Raw genomic sequence first — 18,053 nt, 5'->3', positions numbered from 1 at the left:
GCCGAGGAGCGAGGGGTCGCGCATGCCGCTGCTGGAACCGAAGCCCGGGGCCCTGCGCCCGCACGGCATCGGCGGCCCCTCCCCCGACCGCCTGCCCGAGTGGCGGGCCGGCGGCACGCCCGAGCCGTTGCGCGGCGACCTGACGGAACTGCTGGGCGCCGAGAAGGTGCTGTGGAAGGCCTCCGACCTGGTCCGCTACGCGTCCGACGCCTCGCCCTACCGGTTCGTTCCGCAGGTGGTGGTGGTCGCGGAGGACCTCGACGACGTCTCCGCGGTCCTGTCGTACGCCCACGGGCACGACCGCGAGGTCGTCTTCCGGGCCGCCGGGACCTCGCTCAACGGCCAGGCCCAGGGCGAGGACATCCTCGTCGACGTTCGCCGCCACTGGTCCGGCATCGAGGTCCTGGACGGCGGGCACCGGGCCCGGATCCTGCCGGGCACCACCGTGGCCCGGGCCAATGCCGCCCTCGCCCGGCACGGCCGCGTCCTCGGCCCCGACCCGGCCAGCGCGCTCGCCTGCACCCTCGGCGGGGTCGTCGCCAACAACTCCTCCGGCATGACCGCGGGGACCAGCAGGAACGCGTACCGGACGCTGTCCTCGCTGACCTTCGTGCTGCCCGGTGGCACCGTCGTGGACACCGCCGACCCGCTGGCCGACGAGGAGCTGGCCCGCGCCGAGCCCGCCCTCTGCCGCGGCCTCATGGAGATCAAACGGGAGATCGAGGCCGACCCGGAGCTCGTCGCCCGGATCCGGGCCAAGTACGCGATCAAGAACACCACCGGCTACCGCCTCGACGCCTACCTGGACGGCACCACCCCCGTGGAGGTCCTGCGCGGGCTGATGGTCGGCTCCGAGGGCACGCTCGGCTTCCTCGCCGAGCTCGTCTTCGACACCCTCCCCCTGGACCGGCACGCCTGCGGTGCGCTGCTGTTCTTCCCCTCGCTGCCCGCCGCGGCCGCCGCCGTACCGCTGTTCAACGAGGCGGGCGCCCGCGCCGTCGAGGTGATGGACGGCAACACCCTGCGCGCCTCCGTCAGCGTCGCCGGGGTCCCCGCCGACTGGTCCCGCCTGCCGAAGGACACCACCGCCCTGCTGGTGGAGTTCCGTGCCCCCGACGAGGCGGGCCTTGCCGAGTACGAGCGCCGCGCCGCCGCGGTGCTGGCCCGGCTGGAGCTGGTCGCGCCGGTGCCCTCCGTCGCCAATGCCTTCACCCGGGACGCCGCGACCCTCCACGGCCACTGGACGGCGCGCAAGGCCTTCGTCACCGCCGTCGGTGGGGCCCGCGCACCCGGCACCACCCTGATCACCGAGGACTTCGCCGTGCCGCCGGCGCGGCTGGCCGAGGCCTGCGGGGCGCTGCTGGCGCTCCAGGCCGAGCACGGCTTCGACGCGGCCGTCGCGGGCCACGCCGCCCACGGCAACCTGCACTTCCTGCTCGCCTTCGACGCCGCGCGGGAGGCCGACGTGGCGCGCTACACCACCTTCATGGAGGCGTTCTGCCGGCTCACGGTGGAACGGTTCGACGGCTCGCTGAAGGCCGAGCACTCCACGGGCCGCAACATGGCCCCCTTCCTGGAACTGGAATGGGGGCCGAAGGCCACGGAACTGATGTGGCGCACCAAGCGGGTCGTCGACCCCGACGGGCTGCTCGCCCCGCGGATCCTCCTCGACCGCGACCCGCAGGCCCACCTGCGCGGGCTGAAGACGATCCCCCGGGTCGAGGCGGTGGCCGACCCGTGCATCGAGTGCGGGTTCTGCGAGCCGACCTGCCCCAGCAAGGACCTGACGACCACGCCCCGGCAGCGCATCGTGCTGCGCCGGGAGATGGTGCGGCAGCAGCCGGGCTCCCGGGTGCTGGACGAGTTGCTCGGCTCCTACGCGTACGACGCCGTGGACACCTGCGCGGGCGATTCCACCTGCATGCTCGCCTGCCCGGTCGGCATCGACACCGGTGCGCTGATGAAGGAGTTCCGCCACCGCCGGCACGGCCGGCGCGAGGAACGGGCCGCCGAGTTCGCCGCCCGGCACTTCGCCGCCGTGGAGGGCGCGGCCCGGCTGGCCGTGGCCGCCGCCGGCACGGTGTCCGGCATCGGCGGGGACCGGCTCCTGGAGGCGGTCACGGGGGCCGCACGCAGGGCCGTGCGCCCCGACCTGGTGCCGCAGTGGCTGCCGCGGCTCCCCGGCGCCGCCGCCCGCAGGCTGCCCACGACCCCGCGGGTCGGCGCGGCGGCCGTCTACTTCCCGGCCTGCATCAACCGGATCTTCGGCGGGCCGGAGGGCGAGCCCGGGCCCAGCCTGCCCGAGGCCGTGGTGACCGTGTCCGAGCGGGCCGGGAAGCCGCTGTGGATCCCGCCCGACGTGGCCGGCACCTGCTGCGCGACGATCTGGCACTCCAAGGGGTACGACGCGGGGAACCGGGTGATGGCCGACCGGATCGTGGAGGCGGCCTGGAGCTGGACGGCCGGCGGGCGTCTGCCGCTCGTGGTGGACGCCTCGTCCTGCGCGCTGGGCATCGCGCGCGAGGTGGTCCCGTACCTGACCGACGAGAACCGCGCGCTGCACGCGGACCTGACGGTCGTCGACTCCGTCGTCTGGGCGGCGCGGGAGCTGCTGCCCCGCCTGGCGGTCCGGCGCACCGCCGGCTCGGCGGTCCTCCACCCCACCTGCTCGATGCGGCACCTGGGCACGGAAGGGGCACTGCGGGAGGTGGCCGGGGCCTGTGCGCGGGAGGTGGTGGTGCCGGACGACGCGGGCTGCTGCGCCTTCGCGGGCGACCGGGGGATGCTGCACCCGGAGCTGGCGGCCTCGGCCACGCGGCGGGAGGCGGCGGAGGTGGCCGGGCGCGGGTTCGACGCGTACCTGTCGGCGAACCGGATGTGCGAGGTGGGGATGGAGCGGGCCACCGGCCGCCCCTACCGCTCGGTCCTGGTCGAGCTGGAGCGCGCCACGCGCCCCTGACCCGTGCGCGCCGGCGGTGCGACGGCGCACCACACCCCGCTGCGTGATGCCGTGGCCAACGCAAAATCGATTGCCCGGGGCCGTCCCGAAGGGGAACCTTGCACGGTCCGGACATCTCGACCAGTCATGGGGCGTCATGCAGATCAGCGACCTTCCGCATCCGGACCCCGGGGTACCCGACGCCCGTTCCGGCCCCCGCTTCCTGCTCTGGCTCGGACGCGGACAACTCGGCGGCCAGGCCAGGAGCCTGTGCTGGGGCCTGCTGCACTTCTGCGGGATCGCCGGGCTCCCGTACGCGGTCGGCGCGGGCGTCGAAGCGGTCGTCGACCGCGACGGCACCCGGCTGCTGCTGGTCGGCGGGCTGCTGGGGCTGATCGGGGTCGCCGTCTCGGTCGGTGACACCATGCTCCACCGCACCGCCGTCACCAACTGGATCACCGCCTCGGCGCGCGTGCAGCAGCTCCTGGCCCGCAAGACCGCCGAACTCGGCTCCGCTCTGACCCGCCGGGTCGCGGCGGGCGAGGTCGTGGCGGTCTCCACGGGCGACGTGGAGAAGATCGGCTGGTTCGTGGAGGCGGTCTCCCGCTTCCTCGCCGCCGCCTTCGCCGTCGCCGCCATCTGCGTCGGCCTGCTCTTCTACGCGCCGTCGATCGGGATCGTCGTCGCCGTCGGCGTCCCCGTGCTCGCCCTGTCCGTCCTGCCGCTGCTGCCGCGCGCCACCCGGCGGGCCGACGTCCAGCGGGAGAAGGCCGGCCGGGCGACCGAGCTGGCATCCGACACGGTGGCGGGCCTGCGGGTGCTGCGCGGCATCGGCGGCGAGGAACTGTTCCTGGGCCGCTACCGGGAGGCCTCGCAGCAGGTCCGCGAGGCGGCCGTGCGCAGCGCCCGGATGTGGGCGCTGATCTCTGCGATCCAGGTGCTGCTGCCGGGCGTGCTGCTGATCACGGTCGTCTGGTACGGCTCGGTGCTCGTCCTCGACGGTCGGCTGACGGTGGGTGAACTCGTCGCGTCCTTCAGCGCGGTGGCCACGATGCTCTACCCGCTGCGGCACTTCGAGGAGATCGCGATGGCGTACTCCTTCTCGCGCCCGTCCGCCCAGCGGGCCGCCCGGGTGCTGTCGCTGACGCGTACGGAAGCCCCCGTGCGACCCGAGTCCGCTGCCCGGCCCGGGGCGCCGGAGCCGGGCGGGGACCTGTACGACCCGGTGACCGGGCTGCTGGCCCCGGCGGGCCGGCTCACGGCGGTGGTGTGCGGGGACCCCGACCTGGCGGGCCGGCTCGCCGAACGCCTCGGCGGCCACCCCGCGGACGACGACGGGGGCGGCGGCGAGGGCGCCTCCGGGGCCGCCGACTCGGCCTCGGTGCTGCTGGGCGGGGTCCCGTTGGACGAGCTGCCGCTGGACACCGCGCGCGCCCTGGTCCTCGTCCAGGACAAGGATCCGGTGCTGCTGTCCGGGACGCTGCGCGAGCTGTTCGCCGTACCGTCGTCCGGGCAGGTCGAACCGGCCGCCGCGCTGGCCGCCGCCCAGTGCGCCGACGTCCTCGACGCGCTGCTGCAGTCCGCGCCGGACGGGGTCGCGGACCCGATGGACGCCCGGATCACCGAGCGCGGCCGGTCCCTGTCCGGCGGCCAGCGCCAGCGCCTGGCACTGGCGCGGTCCCTGGCCACCGACCCGGAGGTACTGGTGCTGGACGAGCCGACCTCGGCGGTCGACTCGCACACCGAGGCGCGCATCGCGGACGGCATCAGTGCGCTGCGGGCCGGCCGGACCACCGTGGTCCTGGCCTCCTCGCCGCTGCTGTTGGACCGCGCCGACCACGTGGTGCTGGTCCACGAGGGGGCGGTCGCCGCGTCCGGAACGCACCGCGAACTGCTCCACGGCGAGCCGCGCTACCGGGCGGTCGTCACCCGGGAGACCGACGCGGAGCAGCGGCTCGCCCGTATGGAACTGGAACGGCTGGCAGAGGAACTCACGGAGATCGAGGAAACCGCATGATCGGCGTGGCGCCGCCGGAATACGACCCGGCGGCCCCCGAAGCGGCCGCCACCCTGCCCGTGGGCAGCCCGGCGACCGTACGAGGTTACGTGCGCGGCCTGCTGCGGCGGCACCGTCGGGCCTTCGCGGTCCTGGTCACGGTCAACGCGGTCGCGGTGACGGCGTCCATGGTCGGCCCGTACCTGCTGGGCCGGGTGGTGGACCAGCTCGCGGCCGGGGCGCGCGAGCTCCACCTGGAGCGGATGGCCGTGGTGTTCGCGCTGGCGCTCGTCGTCCAGACGCTGTTCGTCCGGCTGGTCCGGCTGCGCGGGGCGATGCTCGGCGAGCGGATGCTGGCCGACCTGCGCGAGGACTTCCTGGTGCGGTCGGTGGGCCTCCCGCCGGGGGTGCTGGAACGGGCCGGCACCGGCGACCTGCTGTCGCGCATCACCACCGACATCGACCGGCTGGCCAACGCGATGCGCGAGGCCGTGCCGCAACTGGCCATCGGCGTCGTGTGGGTGGGGCTGCTCTTCGGGGCGCTCGTCGTGACCGCGCCGCCGCTGGCGCTCGCCGCGCTGGTGGCGCTGCCGGTGCTGGTGATCGGCTGCCGCTGGTACTTCCGGCGCGCCCCTTCGGCGTACCGCTCGGAGGCGGCCGGCTACGCGGCGGTCGCGGCCGCGCTCACCGAGACGGTGGACGCGGGCCGCACCGTGGAGGCGCACCGCCTCGGCCCGGCCCGGATCGGGCTGTCGGAGCGCCGGATCAAGGAGTGGACGGCGTGGGAGCGCTACACCCTGTTCCTGCGCACGGTCCTGTTCCCCGTCATCAACGTCACCTTCCTGACGATCCTCGGCTCGGTGCTGCTGATCGGCGGCTTCTGCGTGCTCAGGGGCTGGCTGACGGTGGGACAGCTGACCACGGGGGCGCTGCTCGCCCAGATGATGGTCGACCCGATCGGGCTGATCCTGCGCTGGTACGACGAGCTCCAGGTCGCGCAGGTGTCGCTGGCCCGCCTGGTCGGCGTACGGGAGATCGAGCCGGACGCGGGCGACGCGGACGTCGCCCCACAGGGCCGCGACGTGCGCGCCGACGAGGTCCGCTTCGGCTACCGGGAGGGCGTGGACGTCCTGCACCGGGTGTCGATGTCCGTGCCACCGGGCACCCGTATGGCGCTCGTCGGCCCGTCCGGCGCGGGCAAGTCCACACTGGGCCGGCTGCTGGCGGGCATCTACGCGCCGCGCGCGGGCGAGGTGACCCTCGGCGGGGCCCAGCTGTCGCGGATGCCGGCGGAGCGGGTGCGCGAGCAGGTGGCCCTGGTCAACCAGGAGCACCACGTGTTCGTGGGTTCGCTGCGGGACAACCTGCGGCTCGCGCGGTCGGGCGCGCAGGACGCCGAGCTGTGGGCCGCGCTGGGGGCGGTGGACGCCGACGGCTGGGCCCGGGCCCTGGAGTCCGGCCTGGACACCGAGGTCGGGTCCGGCGGCACGGCGCTGACCCCGGCGCAGGCGCAGCAGGTCGCGCTGGCCCGGCTGGTGCTGGCGGATCCGCACACGCTGGTGCTGGACGAGGCCACGTCGCTGCTGGACCCGCGTGCCGCGCGGCATCTGGAGCGCTCCCTGGCGCGCGTGCTGGACGGGCGCACGGTCATCGCGATCGCGCACCGGCTGCACACGGCGCACGACGCCGACGTGATCGCGGTGGTCGAGGAGGGCCGGATCAGCGAGCTGGGCTCGCACGACGAGCTGGTGGCCGCCGACGGGGCGTACGCGGCCCTGTGGCGGTCCTGGCACGGCTGAGCCGGGCGCCGGCGGCGGCGCCGGCCGAAATGCGTTTCGGCGGTGGTGGCGTGGGCGCTTACGGTGGCGCGGTGACCCAGGTGATCGTGTTGAACGGCGGTTCCAGCTCCGGCAAGTCCGGGATCGTGCGGTGTCTTCAGGCGCTGCTGCCGGATCCGTGGCTCGCCGCCGCGGTCGACGCGCTGATCGAGGCGATGCCGGCGTCGCTGCAGGCGTCGGCGTCGGGGTTCGATGTGGCCGCGGACGGCGCGGTGAGCATCGGGGCGGAGTTCCGGACGCTCGAAGCGGCGTGGCGGGAGGGTGTCGCGGCAATGGCGCGGGCGGGCGCCCGGGTCGTCGTCGACGACGTCTTCCTCGCCGGGGCGGAGTCCCAGGAGCGCTGGCGGCGGGCCCTGGTCGGGCTGGACGTGCTGTGGGTCGGTGTCCGGTGCGCGGGCTGGGCCGCCGCCGGGCGCGAGGTCGCCCGGGGTGACCGGACCCCGGGGATGGCCGCGTCCCAGGCGGACCTGGTCCACCGGGGCGTGCTCTACGACCTGGAGGTGGACACCACGCACACCGAGGCCCTGGAGTGCGCGCGGACCATCGCCGCCCGGGTCGGGTGACCGGCGTACGGCCACGGCCCTAGAGGAAGCCGAGGGCCGAGGCTCCGCCGACGCCGCCGAGCAGCATGAACGCGGGCATGAGGACCTTGAGCTCCACCCAGCTGCCCGCCCGGAACCGCATCCCCTTCGGCGGGCCGACGGGGTACCAGCGCTTCCCGGCGATCGGCAGCGGCCACAGGATCGGGCAGCCGGAGACGGTCAGGGCGTCGCCGATGTCGTGGACGAGGGCGCCGAGCAGGATGGGAAGGCCCAGCCAGAGGTACTCCTGGCCGGGGCCGAAGAGCCAGTCGGCGCCGTTGCCGGGCTGGTCGAGGACGCCGGCCAGGATCCAGGCACTGGTGGCGCCGAGCAGCCAGACGAGGACGTCGCTGGACATCCGGGCCGCCCGCCACAGCAGCCCCTCGACGGCCAGCACGAGGTGGACGAAGAGCAGCGCCAGCACGCCCCAGCGGTCGGTGGTGACCGCCAGCGCGGACGAGCCGGCGCCGATGAGGACGGCCCACAGCCAGGTGTGCGTCAGGGTGCGGTGGCCGCCGGAGCGGCGGGCGTCCTTCGGGGCGCGGGTGGCCTTGTAGACGGCGTAGGAGAGCTTGTCGACCACCTCGCACAGGCCCCGGGACAGCGGGCCGAAGGCGCGGGAGATCGTCGCCGACTTGTGGTCGAGGTCGGGCGCGAGGGCGGCGCCCGCACAGATCAGGGAGCCGACGACGAGGACCGGCCAGGGCATCGGGTGCCCGGCGGCAGCCGCCGCCGCGCCCACCCCCAGCCAGGCTGCCGCCCCGGACAGTGAATGCGCCGGACCCATCATGCTCGTCTTCCCGCCCCGGTGTGTGCTGGTCGGGCCCTGTCGACGGTGTCGTCCGGCCCCGGTCAACGGCACAGCGTACCCGTGGTGATCTTCATTCCGTCGGCCGGTTCCCTCCTCCGGGCGGAAGCCAGGCAAGATGGGGGGTGTGACCCTCATTGATCAGCTCCCGCCGAACGCCGACCCCGACACGCTCTTCGAGGCCTTCTCCTCGTGGGCGGAGGACCAGGGCATCACCCTGTACCCGGCCCAGGAGGAGGCGCTGATCGAGGTCGTCTCCGGGGCGAACGTGATCCTGTCCACTCCGACGGGGTCCGGCAAGAGCCTGGTCGCGGCCGGGGCGCACTTCACCGCGCTGGCCCAGGACAAGGTCACCTTCTACACCGCCCCGATCAAGGCGCTGGTGTCGGAGAAGTTCTTCGACCTGTGCAAGCTGTTCGGCACCGAGAACGTCGGCATGCTGACGGGCGACGCTTCGGTGAACGCCGACGCCCCGGTCATCTGCTGCACCGCCGAGGTGCTGGCCTCCATCGCCCTGCGCGACGGCAAGTACGCCGACATCGGCCAGGTCGTGATGGACGAGTTCCACTTCTATGCCGAGCAGGACCGCGGCTGGGCCTGGCAGATTCCGCTGCTGGAGCTCCCGCAGGCCCAGTTCGTCCTGATGTCGGCGACGCTCGGCGACGTGTCGAAGTTCGAGGCGGACCTCACCCGGCGCACCGGCCGCCCGACGTCGGTGGTGCGGTCCGCGACCCGGCCCGTCCCGCTGTCGTACGAGTACGTCACGACGCCGATCACCGACACGATCACGGAGCTGCTGGAGACCCGGCAGTCGCCCGTGTACATCGTGCACTTCACGCAGGCCCAGGCGGTCGAGCGGGCGCAGTCGCTGATGAGCATCAACATGTGCTCCCGCGAGGAGAAGGACAAGATCGCCGAGCTGATCGGCAACTTCCGCTTCACCACGAAGTTCGGGCAGAACCTCTCGCGTTACGTCCGGCACGGCATCGGCGTGCACCACGCCGGCATGCTGCCCAAGTACCGCCGCCTGGTGGAGAAGCTGGCGCAGGCCGGCCTGCTGAAGGTCATCTGCGGCACCGACACCCTCGGGGTGGGCGTCAACGTCCCGATCCGCACCGTGTTGTTCACCGCGCTCACGAAGTACGACGGCAACCGGGTCCGGACGCTGCGCGCCCGCGAGTTCCACCAGATCGCCGGCCGGGCCGGCCGGGCCGGCTTCGACACGGCGGGCTTCGTCGTCGCCCAGGCGCCCGAACACGTCATCGAGAACGAGCGGGCCCTCGCCAAGGCGGGCGACGACCCGAAGAAGCGCCGCAAGGTGGTCCGCAAGAAGGCCCCGGAGGGCTTCGTCGCCTGGTCGGACACCACGTTCGAGAAGCTCATCGCCGCCGAGCCGGAGCCGCTCACCTCCCGGTTCAAGGTCACCAACATCATGCTGCTGTCGGTCATCGCCCGGCCGGGCGATGCCTTCCAGGCGATGCGCAGCCTCCTGGAGGACAACCACGAGCCGCGCAAGGCCCAGCTGAAGCACATCCGGCGGGCGATCGCCATCTACCGTTCGCTGCTGGACGGCGGGGTGGTCGAGCAGCTCGACACCCCGGACGCGGAGGGCCGCACCATCCGGCTCACCGTCGACCTCCAGCAGGACTTCGCGCTGAACCAGCCGCTGTCGACCTTCGCGCTGGCGGCGTTCGACCTGCTGGACCCGGACTCCCCCTCCTACGCGCTGGACATGGTCTCCGTCGTCGAGTCGACGCTGGACGACCCGCGGCAGATCCTGGCCGCCCAGCAGAACAAGGAGCGGGGCACCGCGGTGGCCGCGATGAAGGCCGACGGCGTCGAGTACGAGGAGCGGATGGAGCGGCTCCAGGACGTCACGTATCCCAAGCCCCTCGAAGAGCTCCTGCACCACGCCTACAACGTGTACCGCAAGAGCCACCCGTGGGTCGGCGACCACCCGGTCTCCCCGAAGTCGATCATCCGTGACATGTACGAACGCGCGATGACCTTCACGGAGTTCACGGCGTTCTACGAGCTGGCCCGAACCGAGGGCATCGTCCTGCGCTACCTGGCGAGCGCGTACAAGGCGCTGGACCACACCATCCCCGACGACCTCAAGTCCGAGGACCTCCAGGACCTGATCGCCTGGCTGGGCGAGCTGGTCCGTCAGGTCGACTCCAGCCTGCTCGACGAGTGGGAGCAGCTGGCAAACCCGGAGGTGGAGACGGCGGAGGAGGCCCAGGACAAGGCCGACCAGGTCAAGCCGGTCACCTCGAACGCGCGCGCCTTCCGCGTCCTGGTCCGCAACGCCATGTTCCGCCGGGTGGAGCTGGCGGCGCTGGACCGCGTCGACGAGTTGGGCGAGCTGGACGGCGATGCGGGCTGGGGCGCCGACGCCTGGGGCGAGGCCATGGACGCGTACTGGGACGAGTACGACGACCTGGGCACCGGCCCCGACGCGCGCGGCCCGAAGCTGCTGCAGATCGAGGAGGACCCGGCGCACGGTCTGTGGCGCGTCCGCCAGACCTTCGCGGACCCGAACGGGGACCATGGCTGGGGCATCAGTGCCGAGGTCGACCTGGCCGCCTCCGACGAGGAGGGCCGGGCCGTGATCCGGCTGACCTCGGTCGGCGAACTCGGCGCGCTCTGACTCCCCCGGACCCCGTCCGGGCGGACCGCCTCCCCCGGACCCGGTCCGGGGGGACACCGGCCCGTACGCGGCCGGTCCCGCCGGTGACGACAGTGGAGAACCTCTGATGACGAACCCCGCCGAGAGACTGGTCGACCTGCTGGACCTGGAGCAGATCGAGGTGAACATCTTCCGCGGTGCCAGCCCCCAGGAGTCCCTCCAGCGGGTCTTCGGCGGGCAGGTCGCCGGCCAGGCCCTGGTGGCCGCCGGCCGGACCCTGGAGAGCGACCGGCCGGTCCACTCGCTGCACGCGTACTTCCTGCGCCCCGGCATCCCCGGGGTGCCGATCGTGTACCAGGTGGAGCGGGTGCGCGACGGGCGGTCCTTCACCACGCGCCGCGTCACCGCGGTCCAGCAAGGCAAGACGATCTTCAATCTGACCGCCTCCTTCCACCATCCGGAGGAGGGCAGCATCGAGCACCAGCTGCCTCCCCGCCTCGATTTCCCCCACCCGGACACGCTCCCGAAGGTCGCGGACGAGATCCGCGAGCACCTGGGCGCGCTGCCCGAGGCGCTGGAGCGGATGGCCCGCCGCCAGCCCTTCGACATCCGGTACGTGGACCGGCTCCGCTGGACCCCCAAGGAACTGCAGGACGCCGATCCGCGCAGCGCGGTGTGGATGCGGGCGGTCGGCCCCCTGGGCGACGACCCGCTCGTGCACACCTGCGCCCTCACCTACGCCAGTGACATGACCCTCCTCGATGCCGTGCGCATCCCCGTGGAGCCCCTGTGGGGCATGCGCGGTTTCGACATGGCCTCGCTGGACCACGCCATGTGGTTCCACCGGCCGTTCCGGGCCGACGAGTGGTTCCTGTACGACCAGGAGTCGCCCATCGCCCACGGCGGCCGCGGCCTGGCCCGCGGTCGGATCTACGACCTGGAGGGCAGGCTGCTGGTCTCCGTGGTCCAGGAGGGCCTCTTCCGCCCGTACCCGTCCCCCCAGGCCCGGCCGTCCGCGCCGGCCGAACCGACCCCGAAGAGCTGAGCACCCCGATGTCCGACCCGGCCCTCCCCTGCCCCTGCGGGCTGCCCGCCTCCTACTCGGAGTGCTGCGGCCGCTTCCACTCCGGCGCCCGGCAGGCGCCCACCGCGGAGCTTCTCATGCGCTCCCGGTTCAGTGCCTTCGCGGTGGGCGACACGGCCTACCTGATGCGTTCCTGGCATCCGAGCACCCGCCCCGGCCGTCTCGACCTGGACCCCGAGCAGCGCTGGGTGCGGCTGGAGATCCTCGGCGTCGAACGCGGCGGCATGTTCGAGACAGAGGGTTCGGTGGAGTTCCGGGCGCACTACCGCGAGGGGCGCCACACCGGCTCCCTGCACGAGAACAGCGCCTTCACCCGGGAGGACGGGGCCTGGGTCTACGTCGGCCCCCTCTCCCCCGTCGACTTCAGCTGACCGCGCGCCCCGGCCAGGGCGAAGTCCAGGCCGGCGCGGTACCAGTGGATCTCGTCGGGCGGCTCCGCCCGCAGCAGCCGCTGCGCCACGGCCGCGGCGGCCGGGATCTGCGGGTGGCCGTACGGCGGGGGCGGGGCGAGGGCGGCGAGCACGATCCGCTCCGCCGGGTCGGGGACGGCCTGCCGCACCTCCGTCTCCGGAAGGACGGAGGCCAGTACGGCCGCCCGCTCCCAGGGGTCGGCGGTGCGCCCGAGCAGGAGCCCCACGTGCCGGTCGCGCCAGGCACGCGGCCGCAGGTCCGCTCCGCCGGCGATCAGCTGCCGGTCCTCCTCGGGTGCGCCGCCGCTCAGCAGCTCGGGGTCCCGGGCGGCGAACTCGCGTAGTTCCGCGGCCAGGTACAGCCACACCACGGCCCGGTAGCGGTTGATCCGGTAGCCGACGGGCGCGATGCGCCCGCAGCGGGCGAGACGGATGAACCGGTTCGGCCCGATGCCCATCAGTCTGCCTGCGGCACCGGACCCGGCGACGGTCTCCACCCGTGCCCGCAGGGCGTCCGGGAACCCCTCAACCGCCCTGACCCGGTCCAGCTCGGCCCGAGCGTAGCGGGCGGCCCCTCCGGGCGCCGGCCTCCCCGCCCGTACGATGCCCAGCTGGACCGCACGGGCGAACTCGCTGCGACTGAGCCCCAGTTCCCCCGCGGCCCGGGCACCACCCACCGCGTCGCCCGACTCTGCAGCAGATCCGGCGACACCCCCGGCCCGTTCCTCGGCCCCGACCCCGGCCCCGCACCCGGCCCCGACCTGTGCCACGAGCTTCATGACGATCCCCCTCACGCATCAGCACGATTACTCTGCGTGAAGACCGTAACGCGACGCGACGAAAGCCGGCCAGGCCTGTGGATAACTCTCCGGCCGCCGTCACCTCACCCCCCGGTGATCCGCCGCTCCGCCACGCCCAAGTGCTCCCCCACCCGGTTGACCAGCAGCGTCATCTCGTACGCCACCTGTCCGATGTCCGCCTCTGCCCCGCTGAGCACGCACAACGAACTGCCCGAGCCCGCCGCCATCACGAACAGCGCACCGTCGTCGTACTCGACCATCGTCTGCCGCACCTCACCGGCCCGGAAGTGTCGGCCCGACCCCTTCGCCAGGCTCTGCAACCCCGCCGCCACCGCCGCCAGATGCTCCGCGTCCTCCCGAGCCAGCCCCGCGCTCGCGCCCGTGACCAGCCCGTCGTTGGAGAGCACCACCGCGTGCCGGACCTGCTGGACCCTGCGCGACAGGTCGTCCAGCAGCCAGTCGAGCTGCTTGTCCAGTGCCATTTCGAGCCCCTCCCCGTTGCGCCGCCGCCGCGGCCGCGCCGCACCCCGCTTGGTAAGTTCCGCAAGCCTTCCCCACCAGGGGCTTTCCGGCAAGGAGGAAGCGCCCCTGGCGTGGAAGATGACTCAAGAGTCGCCAAGCCCGCTCACACCGGCCCGGCCTACGCCCCGACCGACTCCAACAGCCGCGCCGTGTGCACCCTGCCCGCGTACTCGACGAGCCTGATCAGCACTTCCTTCCCCGAATCCCGGTCCCGCGCGTCACACAGCACCACCGGGGTCCCGGCCTCCAGGTCCAGCGCCCGCGCCACCTCGTGCGTCCCGTAACGCCGCGCGTCCGCGAAACAGTTGACGGCCACGACGAACGGGATGCGCCGGTGCTCGAAGTAGTCCACCGCCGGGAAGCAGTCCTCCAGCCGCCGCGTGTCGGCGAGCACCACCGCGCCCAGAGCGCCCTGCGACAGCTCGTCCCACACGAACCAGAACCGGTCCTGCCCCGGCGTACCGAACAGGTACAGGGAGAGCCCGGAGCGGATGGTGATCCGCCCGAAGTCCATGGCGACGGTCGTGGTCGTCTTCTGCGCCACCCCGCCCGTGTCGTCGACCCGTTCGCCCGCCTCGCTGAGCCGTTCCTCCGTCCGCAGCGGACGGATCTCGCTGACCGCCCCGACGAGTGTGGTCTTACCGGCCCCGAAGCCGCCGGAGACGAGTATCTTCAGCGCGAGCGCCGCCAGATCGCCGCCGTCCTCCGGCCCCGGGGCCGGGTCGTGTCCACCGCCGGGTCCGCCCGGCAGGTCGTCGTGTCGTCCCATCACAGCGCTCGCAATCCCTCGATGACTTCCCGCAGAATCCGCTCGTCCGGCAACGCGGCGGGCGGCACCGGCCGACTGACGCGGACGTGCCCGGCCTCCAGCAGGTCCCCGAGCAGCACCCGGACCACGCCCACGGGCAGGTCCGCCTCCGCCGCGAGCTCCGCCAGCGACTGGGTCTCGGAGCGGCAGAGTCCCAGCAGGGCCCGGTGTTCGGGGCCGAGCAGGGACGCCCCGGCCGGCTCCGGCCCGTCGGCGTCCGCCACGACCAGCGCGATCAGGTCGAGGGGGACACCGTGCGGCCCCGGCCGCGTCCGCCCGCCCGTCACGGCGTACGGACGGACGAGCGGACCCGCGTCGGCGTCGTACCACTGGCCCTCCATGTGCCGGACCGCCGCCCTCAGCCCGCAGCCGGCGGCTGGGCCGCGAACCGGGGCGGGGCGTACAGGTGCTCCCCGACACGCTTGACCAGCCGGGCCATCTCGTAGGCGATCAGCCCGATGTCGGCGCCGGCCGCGCTGAGCACGGTCAGGCAGGACCCGTCCCCGGCCGCCGCGACGAAGAGGAACCCGTCGTCCAGCTCCACCATCGTCTGGCGTACGCCCCCGACCTGGAATTGCCGGCCGGCCCCCTTGGCGAGACTGTGGAAACCGGAAGCCACGGCGGCCAGGTGTTCCGCGTCCTCCCGGCTGAGCGCGCCGGAAGCGCCCACCGCCAGCCCGTCACTGGACAGGACCACGGCGTGCCGCACCTCCCGGACGCGGACCACCAGCTCGTCCAGCAGCCAGTCCAGCTCGCCGGCCCTGCGGGTCCCGCCGGTACCGAACCTCCGGTGCTCGATCATCACGCTTCTCCTTCGCTGCCTGAGTGGGCGGAGTTCTCCTGGGCGCCGCGGACCCAGCCGGCCCGGTACGCCGCCATCCGCTCCCGGGCCCGCTCCGGGCTGCGCTCCCCCGCCGGCGGCTGCGCCGCCGCGTCGGCCGCCGGGGACTCGGGGGCGGCGGCCTCGCGCAGCTGCGGGACGAGGCTGGCCTGGCGTACGCGGCGCGGCAGTTCGGCCGCCGAGGAATCGGCGGCACCGGCTCCGGTCGGCCGCGGCGCGGGGAGCGGGGCCGGGACGGGGATCGGGGGCGGTGGTACGGCCGCGGGGGCGGGCGCCGGCTCACGTGCCGGCTCACGTGCCGGCTCAGGTGCTGGCGCGGGACCGGGTGCGGGACCGGGTGCGGGACCGGGTCCGGGCTCCGGCTCGGGTGCGGGCTCCGGAACGGTTTGCGGACTCGGCTCGGATTGCGGAGCCGCCTCGGGTTCCGATGGGGACGGGGTCTTCGGCCGGGGTGCGGTATCCGGCGCCGCCGCCGGGGCGGGGGCCGCCGGGGAAGGGGCCGGGGCTGCCGGCGCCGTCACCCGGGCCGGCGTACGGCGGGTACCCGAGCCGGCGCGCGGCCGCAGCGCGGACACCGGGGCCGACTGCGGCTCCTCGTGTACGGGGCTGCGGTCGGCGTCCGGGACACCGCCCGCGTCCTCGCGTACGGGTGCCGCGGCGGGCGGCTTCCGGTCCGCCTCCCCCGCCGGGTCGACCGCCCCGGCCCGGCCCGCGCCCGTACCGGTCGGGTCCGGGCCGGAGCCTGGCCCGATCGTGTCGTGGAGCAGGGACTTCGGCAGGAGCACCACCGCGAGGGTGCCCCCGTACGGCGAGCGGTTCAGGTGCACCTTCACGCCGTGCCGGGCCGAGAGGCGGCTGACCACGAAGAGCCCGAGCCGGTCGCTGTCGAAGAGGTCCAGGGCCTCGGACTCCCCGATGCGCCGGTTGGCCTCCTCCAGGCTGTCGCGGCCCATGCCGAGTCCGCGGTCCTCGACCTCGAGGACGTATCCGGTGCCGACGGGCTCCCCGCTGACCCTGACCCTGGTGTGGGGAGGGGAGAACTGGGTGGCGTTCTCGATGAGTTCGGCGAGCAGGTGCGTGAGGTCGGCGACCGCGGCGCCGACGACGGCGGCCTCCGCCATCCGGCCCACCTCGACGCGAGGATAGTCCTCGATCTCGGAGACGGCGGCCCGGACCACGTTCGTCAGGGGGACCGGTGTCCGCCACGCCCGCCCGGGGGCGGCACCCGACAGGATGATCAGGCTTTCCGCGTGCCGACGCATGCGGGTCGTGAGGTGGTCGAGGCGGAAGAGGTCACCGAGCTCGCCGGGGTCGTCCGCGCGCCGCTCCATCGAGTCGAGCAGGGTGAGCTGCTTGTGCACCAGGACCTGACTGCGGCGGGCCAGGTTGACGAAGACCCCGCTGATCCCGCCGACGAGTTCGGCGCGTTCGACGGCGGCGGCCAGCGCGGCCCGGTGGACGGTGGCCAGTGCCTCGCCGACCTGGGTGATCTCGTCCTCGGCGGCGGGGCCGGGCGGGGCCTCGACCTCGACGTCGACGCTCTCGCCGGCCCGGAGCCGCTGCATGGCGTGCGGGAGCTTGCGACGGGCGATCTCCAGGGCGGTGTCGCGCAGCGAGACGAGCTCCACGACGAGCCCGCGGCCGATGCGGACCGAGATGACGAGCGAGGCGGCGACGGCGGCGAGGCCGAACAGGACGGCGGCGCCGGCCGGTCCGAGGATGCCCTCGGTGAGGGGGTCGCCGCGGTCGGCGGCGACGTGGGCGGCGGTCTCGATCTCCCGCATCGAGCTGCTGACGCTCGTGTACGCGGCCTCCCAACCGGCGGCGGCACGCGGGTCCTTGGCGGTTCCGGCGGTCAGCACGCGGTCCTCGGCGCCGGTGAGGTCGGCGTAGGCCGAGCTCTTGGCGACCGCCTGCCAGGCGTCCCGCTGGGCGGTGGGCAGGTCGTCGGCGGAGCTCGCGGTGAGCGCGCGGCGGGTCTCGATCGCGCCGGTGAGGCGCCGGAGCGAGTCGGTGCTGCGCTGACCGGGCAGGGAGATCAACGCGTCCTCGCGGGCCAGGAGTTCCCCGGCGCGGGCGAATTCGAGCAGGACGCGGGCCCCGGGGCCGAGTTCGGTCTGCTCGCTGCCGGAGAGGGAACCGGTGACGGCGAAGGCTTCGTCGACCACGCGCGTGTACGTCTCATATGCCGCGTCGGGGGTGGTGCGGCGGTCGCCGATGTCCTTGCGGGCGGAGCCGAGGCCCTCGGCGGCGGCGACGAAGGCGCCGAGGCGGACGACCAGGTCGGTGCGGTGGTCGCCGGACTCGGCTACGGTGTGCCGATCGCCCAGCCGGAGCCGGCGGACGGCTTCGTCGGTGCGCCGCTGCTGCTTGTCCAGCTCGGCGGTGCGGGCGGGGGCGGGGTCCGCGAGGTAGCGGACGGCGGCGCGGCGCTCGGCCTGGAGCTCGGCGACCGCGGCCGTTACGGGGGTGCGTATCTGCGCGTCGATCCGCTGGGTGCGGCTGGTCCGGGCGATGTCCTGGGCGGTGCCGACGGTGGCGAAGCCCCACAGGGCGAGCAGCGAGACCACGGGGACCATGAGCAGCGAGACGATCTTCGCGCGGATGGTCGCGGGCCGCAGCCGCAGCCGCGGTCGCGCCCTTCGACCGGGGTCCGGGCGGGCGGCCCCGGTGGCCGTATCCGACCCGGCACCCGTGCCCGCGTCCGCGCGGGGAGGGTCGACGGGTCGCCGTCCGGTCCCGGGTTCCGGCTCCGGTTCGTCTGCGGGCGGTCCCGCGTGGGCCCGGCGGCCGCGGGC

The 18,053-nt window shown here is 74.1% G+C and carries 14 protein-coding genes; 7 read left to right on the top strand and 7 right to left on the bottom strand.

What is annotated here, in order from left to right:
• The first annotated feature begins 22 nt into the window (after window positions 1-22).
• The 4 genes from ACSHWO_RS29535 (at window position 23) to cpt (ending at window position 7,335) form a co-directional block, all read left to right on the top strand.
• Window positions 23-2,959: an FAD-binding and (Fe-S)-binding domain-containing protein gene (locus ACSHWO_RS29535; RefSeq protein WP_438316556.1), complete on the top strand. Its 2,937-nt coding sequence runs from the start codon at window positions 23-25 to the stop codon at window positions 2,957-2,959.
• A gap of 136 nt (window positions 2,960-3,095) precedes the next feature.
• On the top strand, window positions 3,096-4,955 hold the full coding sequence (locus tag ACSHWO_RS29530) for an ABC transporter transmembrane domain-containing protein (protein WP_438316553.1): 1,860 nt from the start codon (window positions 3,096-3,098) through the stop codon (window positions 4,953-4,955).
• Window positions 4,952-6,733 (top strand): ABC transporter ATP-binding protein, encoded by a 1,782-nt coding sequence (locus tag ACSHWO_RS29525; protein WP_361089855.1) that lies wholly within the window; start codon window positions 4,952-4,954, stop codon window positions 6,731-6,733. The genes ACSHWO_RS29530 and ACSHWO_RS29525 overlap by 4 nt, the downstream gene beginning before the upstream one ends.
• A gap of 80 nt (window positions 6,734-6,813) precedes the next feature.
• Window positions 6,814-7,335, top strand: a complete 522-nt coding sequence (gene cpt, locus ACSHWO_RS29520) for a chloramphenicol phosphotransferase CPT (protein WP_438319301.1) — start codon at window positions 6,814-6,816, stop codon at window positions 7,333-7,335.
• 19 nt (window positions 7,336-7,354) lie between these two features.
• Here the strand turns inward: cpt and ACSHWO_RS29515 are convergent, their stop codons facing one another.
• Window positions 7,355-8,143 carry a metal-dependent hydrolase gene (locus tag ACSHWO_RS29515; protein WP_385815788.1) on the bottom strand — a complete coding sequence of 263 codons (789 nt, stop codon included), beginning with the start codon at window positions 8,141-8,143 and terminating at the stop codon, window positions 7,355-7,357.
• A 145-nt stretch (window positions 8,144-8,288) separates the two neighbouring features.
• On the opposite strand from ACSHWO_RS29515, the gene ACSHWO_RS29510 reads away from it, so the two are divergent.
• The 3 genes from ACSHWO_RS29510 (at window position 8,289) to ACSHWO_RS29500 (ending at window position 12,245) form a co-directional block, all read left to right on the top strand.
• Window positions 8,289-10,811, top strand: a complete 2,523-nt coding sequence (locus ACSHWO_RS29510) for a DEAD/DEAH box helicase (protein ID WP_438316548.1) — start codon at window positions 8,289-8,291, stop codon at window positions 10,809-10,811.
• A 106-nt stretch (window positions 10,812-10,917) separates the two neighbouring features.
• Complete coding sequence (locus ACSHWO_RS29505) at window positions 10,918-11,835, top strand: acyl-CoA thioesterase (protein WP_385815842.1); 918 nt, start codon at window positions 10,918-10,920, stop codon at window positions 11,833-11,835.
• 8 nt (window positions 11,836-11,843) lie between these two features.
• The gene (locus ACSHWO_RS29500) at window positions 11,844-12,245 is read left to right on the top strand and encodes a YchJ family protein (RefSeq protein WP_361089843.1); all 402 of its coding nucleotides are present in this window, start codon (window positions 11,844-11,846) and stop codon (window positions 12,243-12,245) included.
• Here ACSHWO_RS29500 and ACSHWO_RS29495 read toward each other — a convergent pair.
• The 6 genes from ACSHWO_RS29495 to ACSHWO_RS29470 all read right to left on the bottom strand — a co-directional run bounded on the left by ACSHWO_RS29495 (window position 12,209) and on the right by ACSHWO_RS29470 (window position 17,834).
• Window positions 12,209-13,063, bottom strand: a complete 855-nt coding sequence (locus tag ACSHWO_RS29495) for a DUF6397 family protein (protein WP_438316544.1) — start codon at window positions 13,061-13,063, stop codon at window positions 12,209-12,211. The two genes, ACSHWO_RS29500 and ACSHWO_RS29495, sit on opposite strands and share 37 nt — an antisense overlap.
• 104 nt (window positions 13,064-13,167) lie before the next feature.
• On the bottom strand, window positions 13,168-13,566 hold the full coding sequence (locus ACSHWO_RS29490; protein WP_179177397.1) for a roadblock/LC7 domain-containing protein: 399 nt from the start codon (window positions 13,564-13,566) through the stop codon (window positions 13,168-13,170).
• A 158-nt stretch (window positions 13,567-13,724) separates the two neighbouring features.
• Window positions 13,725-14,375 carry a GTP-binding protein gene (locus ACSHWO_RS29485; RefSeq protein ID WP_361089836.1) on the bottom strand — a complete coding sequence of 217 codons (651 nt, stop codon included), beginning with the start codon at window positions 14,373-14,375 and terminating at the stop codon, window positions 13,725-13,727.
• Window positions 14,375-14,755: a DUF742 domain-containing protein gene (locus ACSHWO_RS29480; RefSeq protein WP_438316540.1), complete on the bottom strand. Its 381-nt coding sequence runs from the start codon at window positions 14,753-14,755 to the stop codon at window positions 14,375-14,377. The genes ACSHWO_RS29485 and ACSHWO_RS29480 overlap by 1 nt, the downstream gene beginning before the upstream one ends.
• Window positions 14,756-14,772: 17 nt before the next feature.
• Complete coding sequence (locus ACSHWO_RS29475) at window positions 14,773-15,216, bottom strand: roadblock/LC7 domain-containing protein (protein ID WP_438316536.1); 444 nt, start codon at window positions 15,214-15,216, stop codon at window positions 14,773-14,775.
• Window positions 15,216-17,834, bottom strand: coding sequence for a sensor histidine kinase (locus ACSHWO_RS29470; protein WP_438316532.1), 2,619 nt, complete (start codon window positions 17,832-17,834; stop codon window positions 15,216-15,218). The genes ACSHWO_RS29475 and ACSHWO_RS29470 overlap by 1 nt, the downstream gene beginning before the upstream one ends.
• Window positions 17,835-18,053 lie beyond the last annotated feature (219 nt).

Origin of the sequence: Streptomyces pallidus (ex Mingjun et al. 2026) (genome assembly GCF_051550185.1) — a bacterium.
In the GTDB taxonomy this organism is placed as follows: domain Bacteria; phylum Actinomycetota; class Actinomycetes; order Streptomycetales; family Streptomycetaceae; genus Streptomyces.
This window is presented reverse-complemented; position numbering and strand designations above follow the sequence as displayed.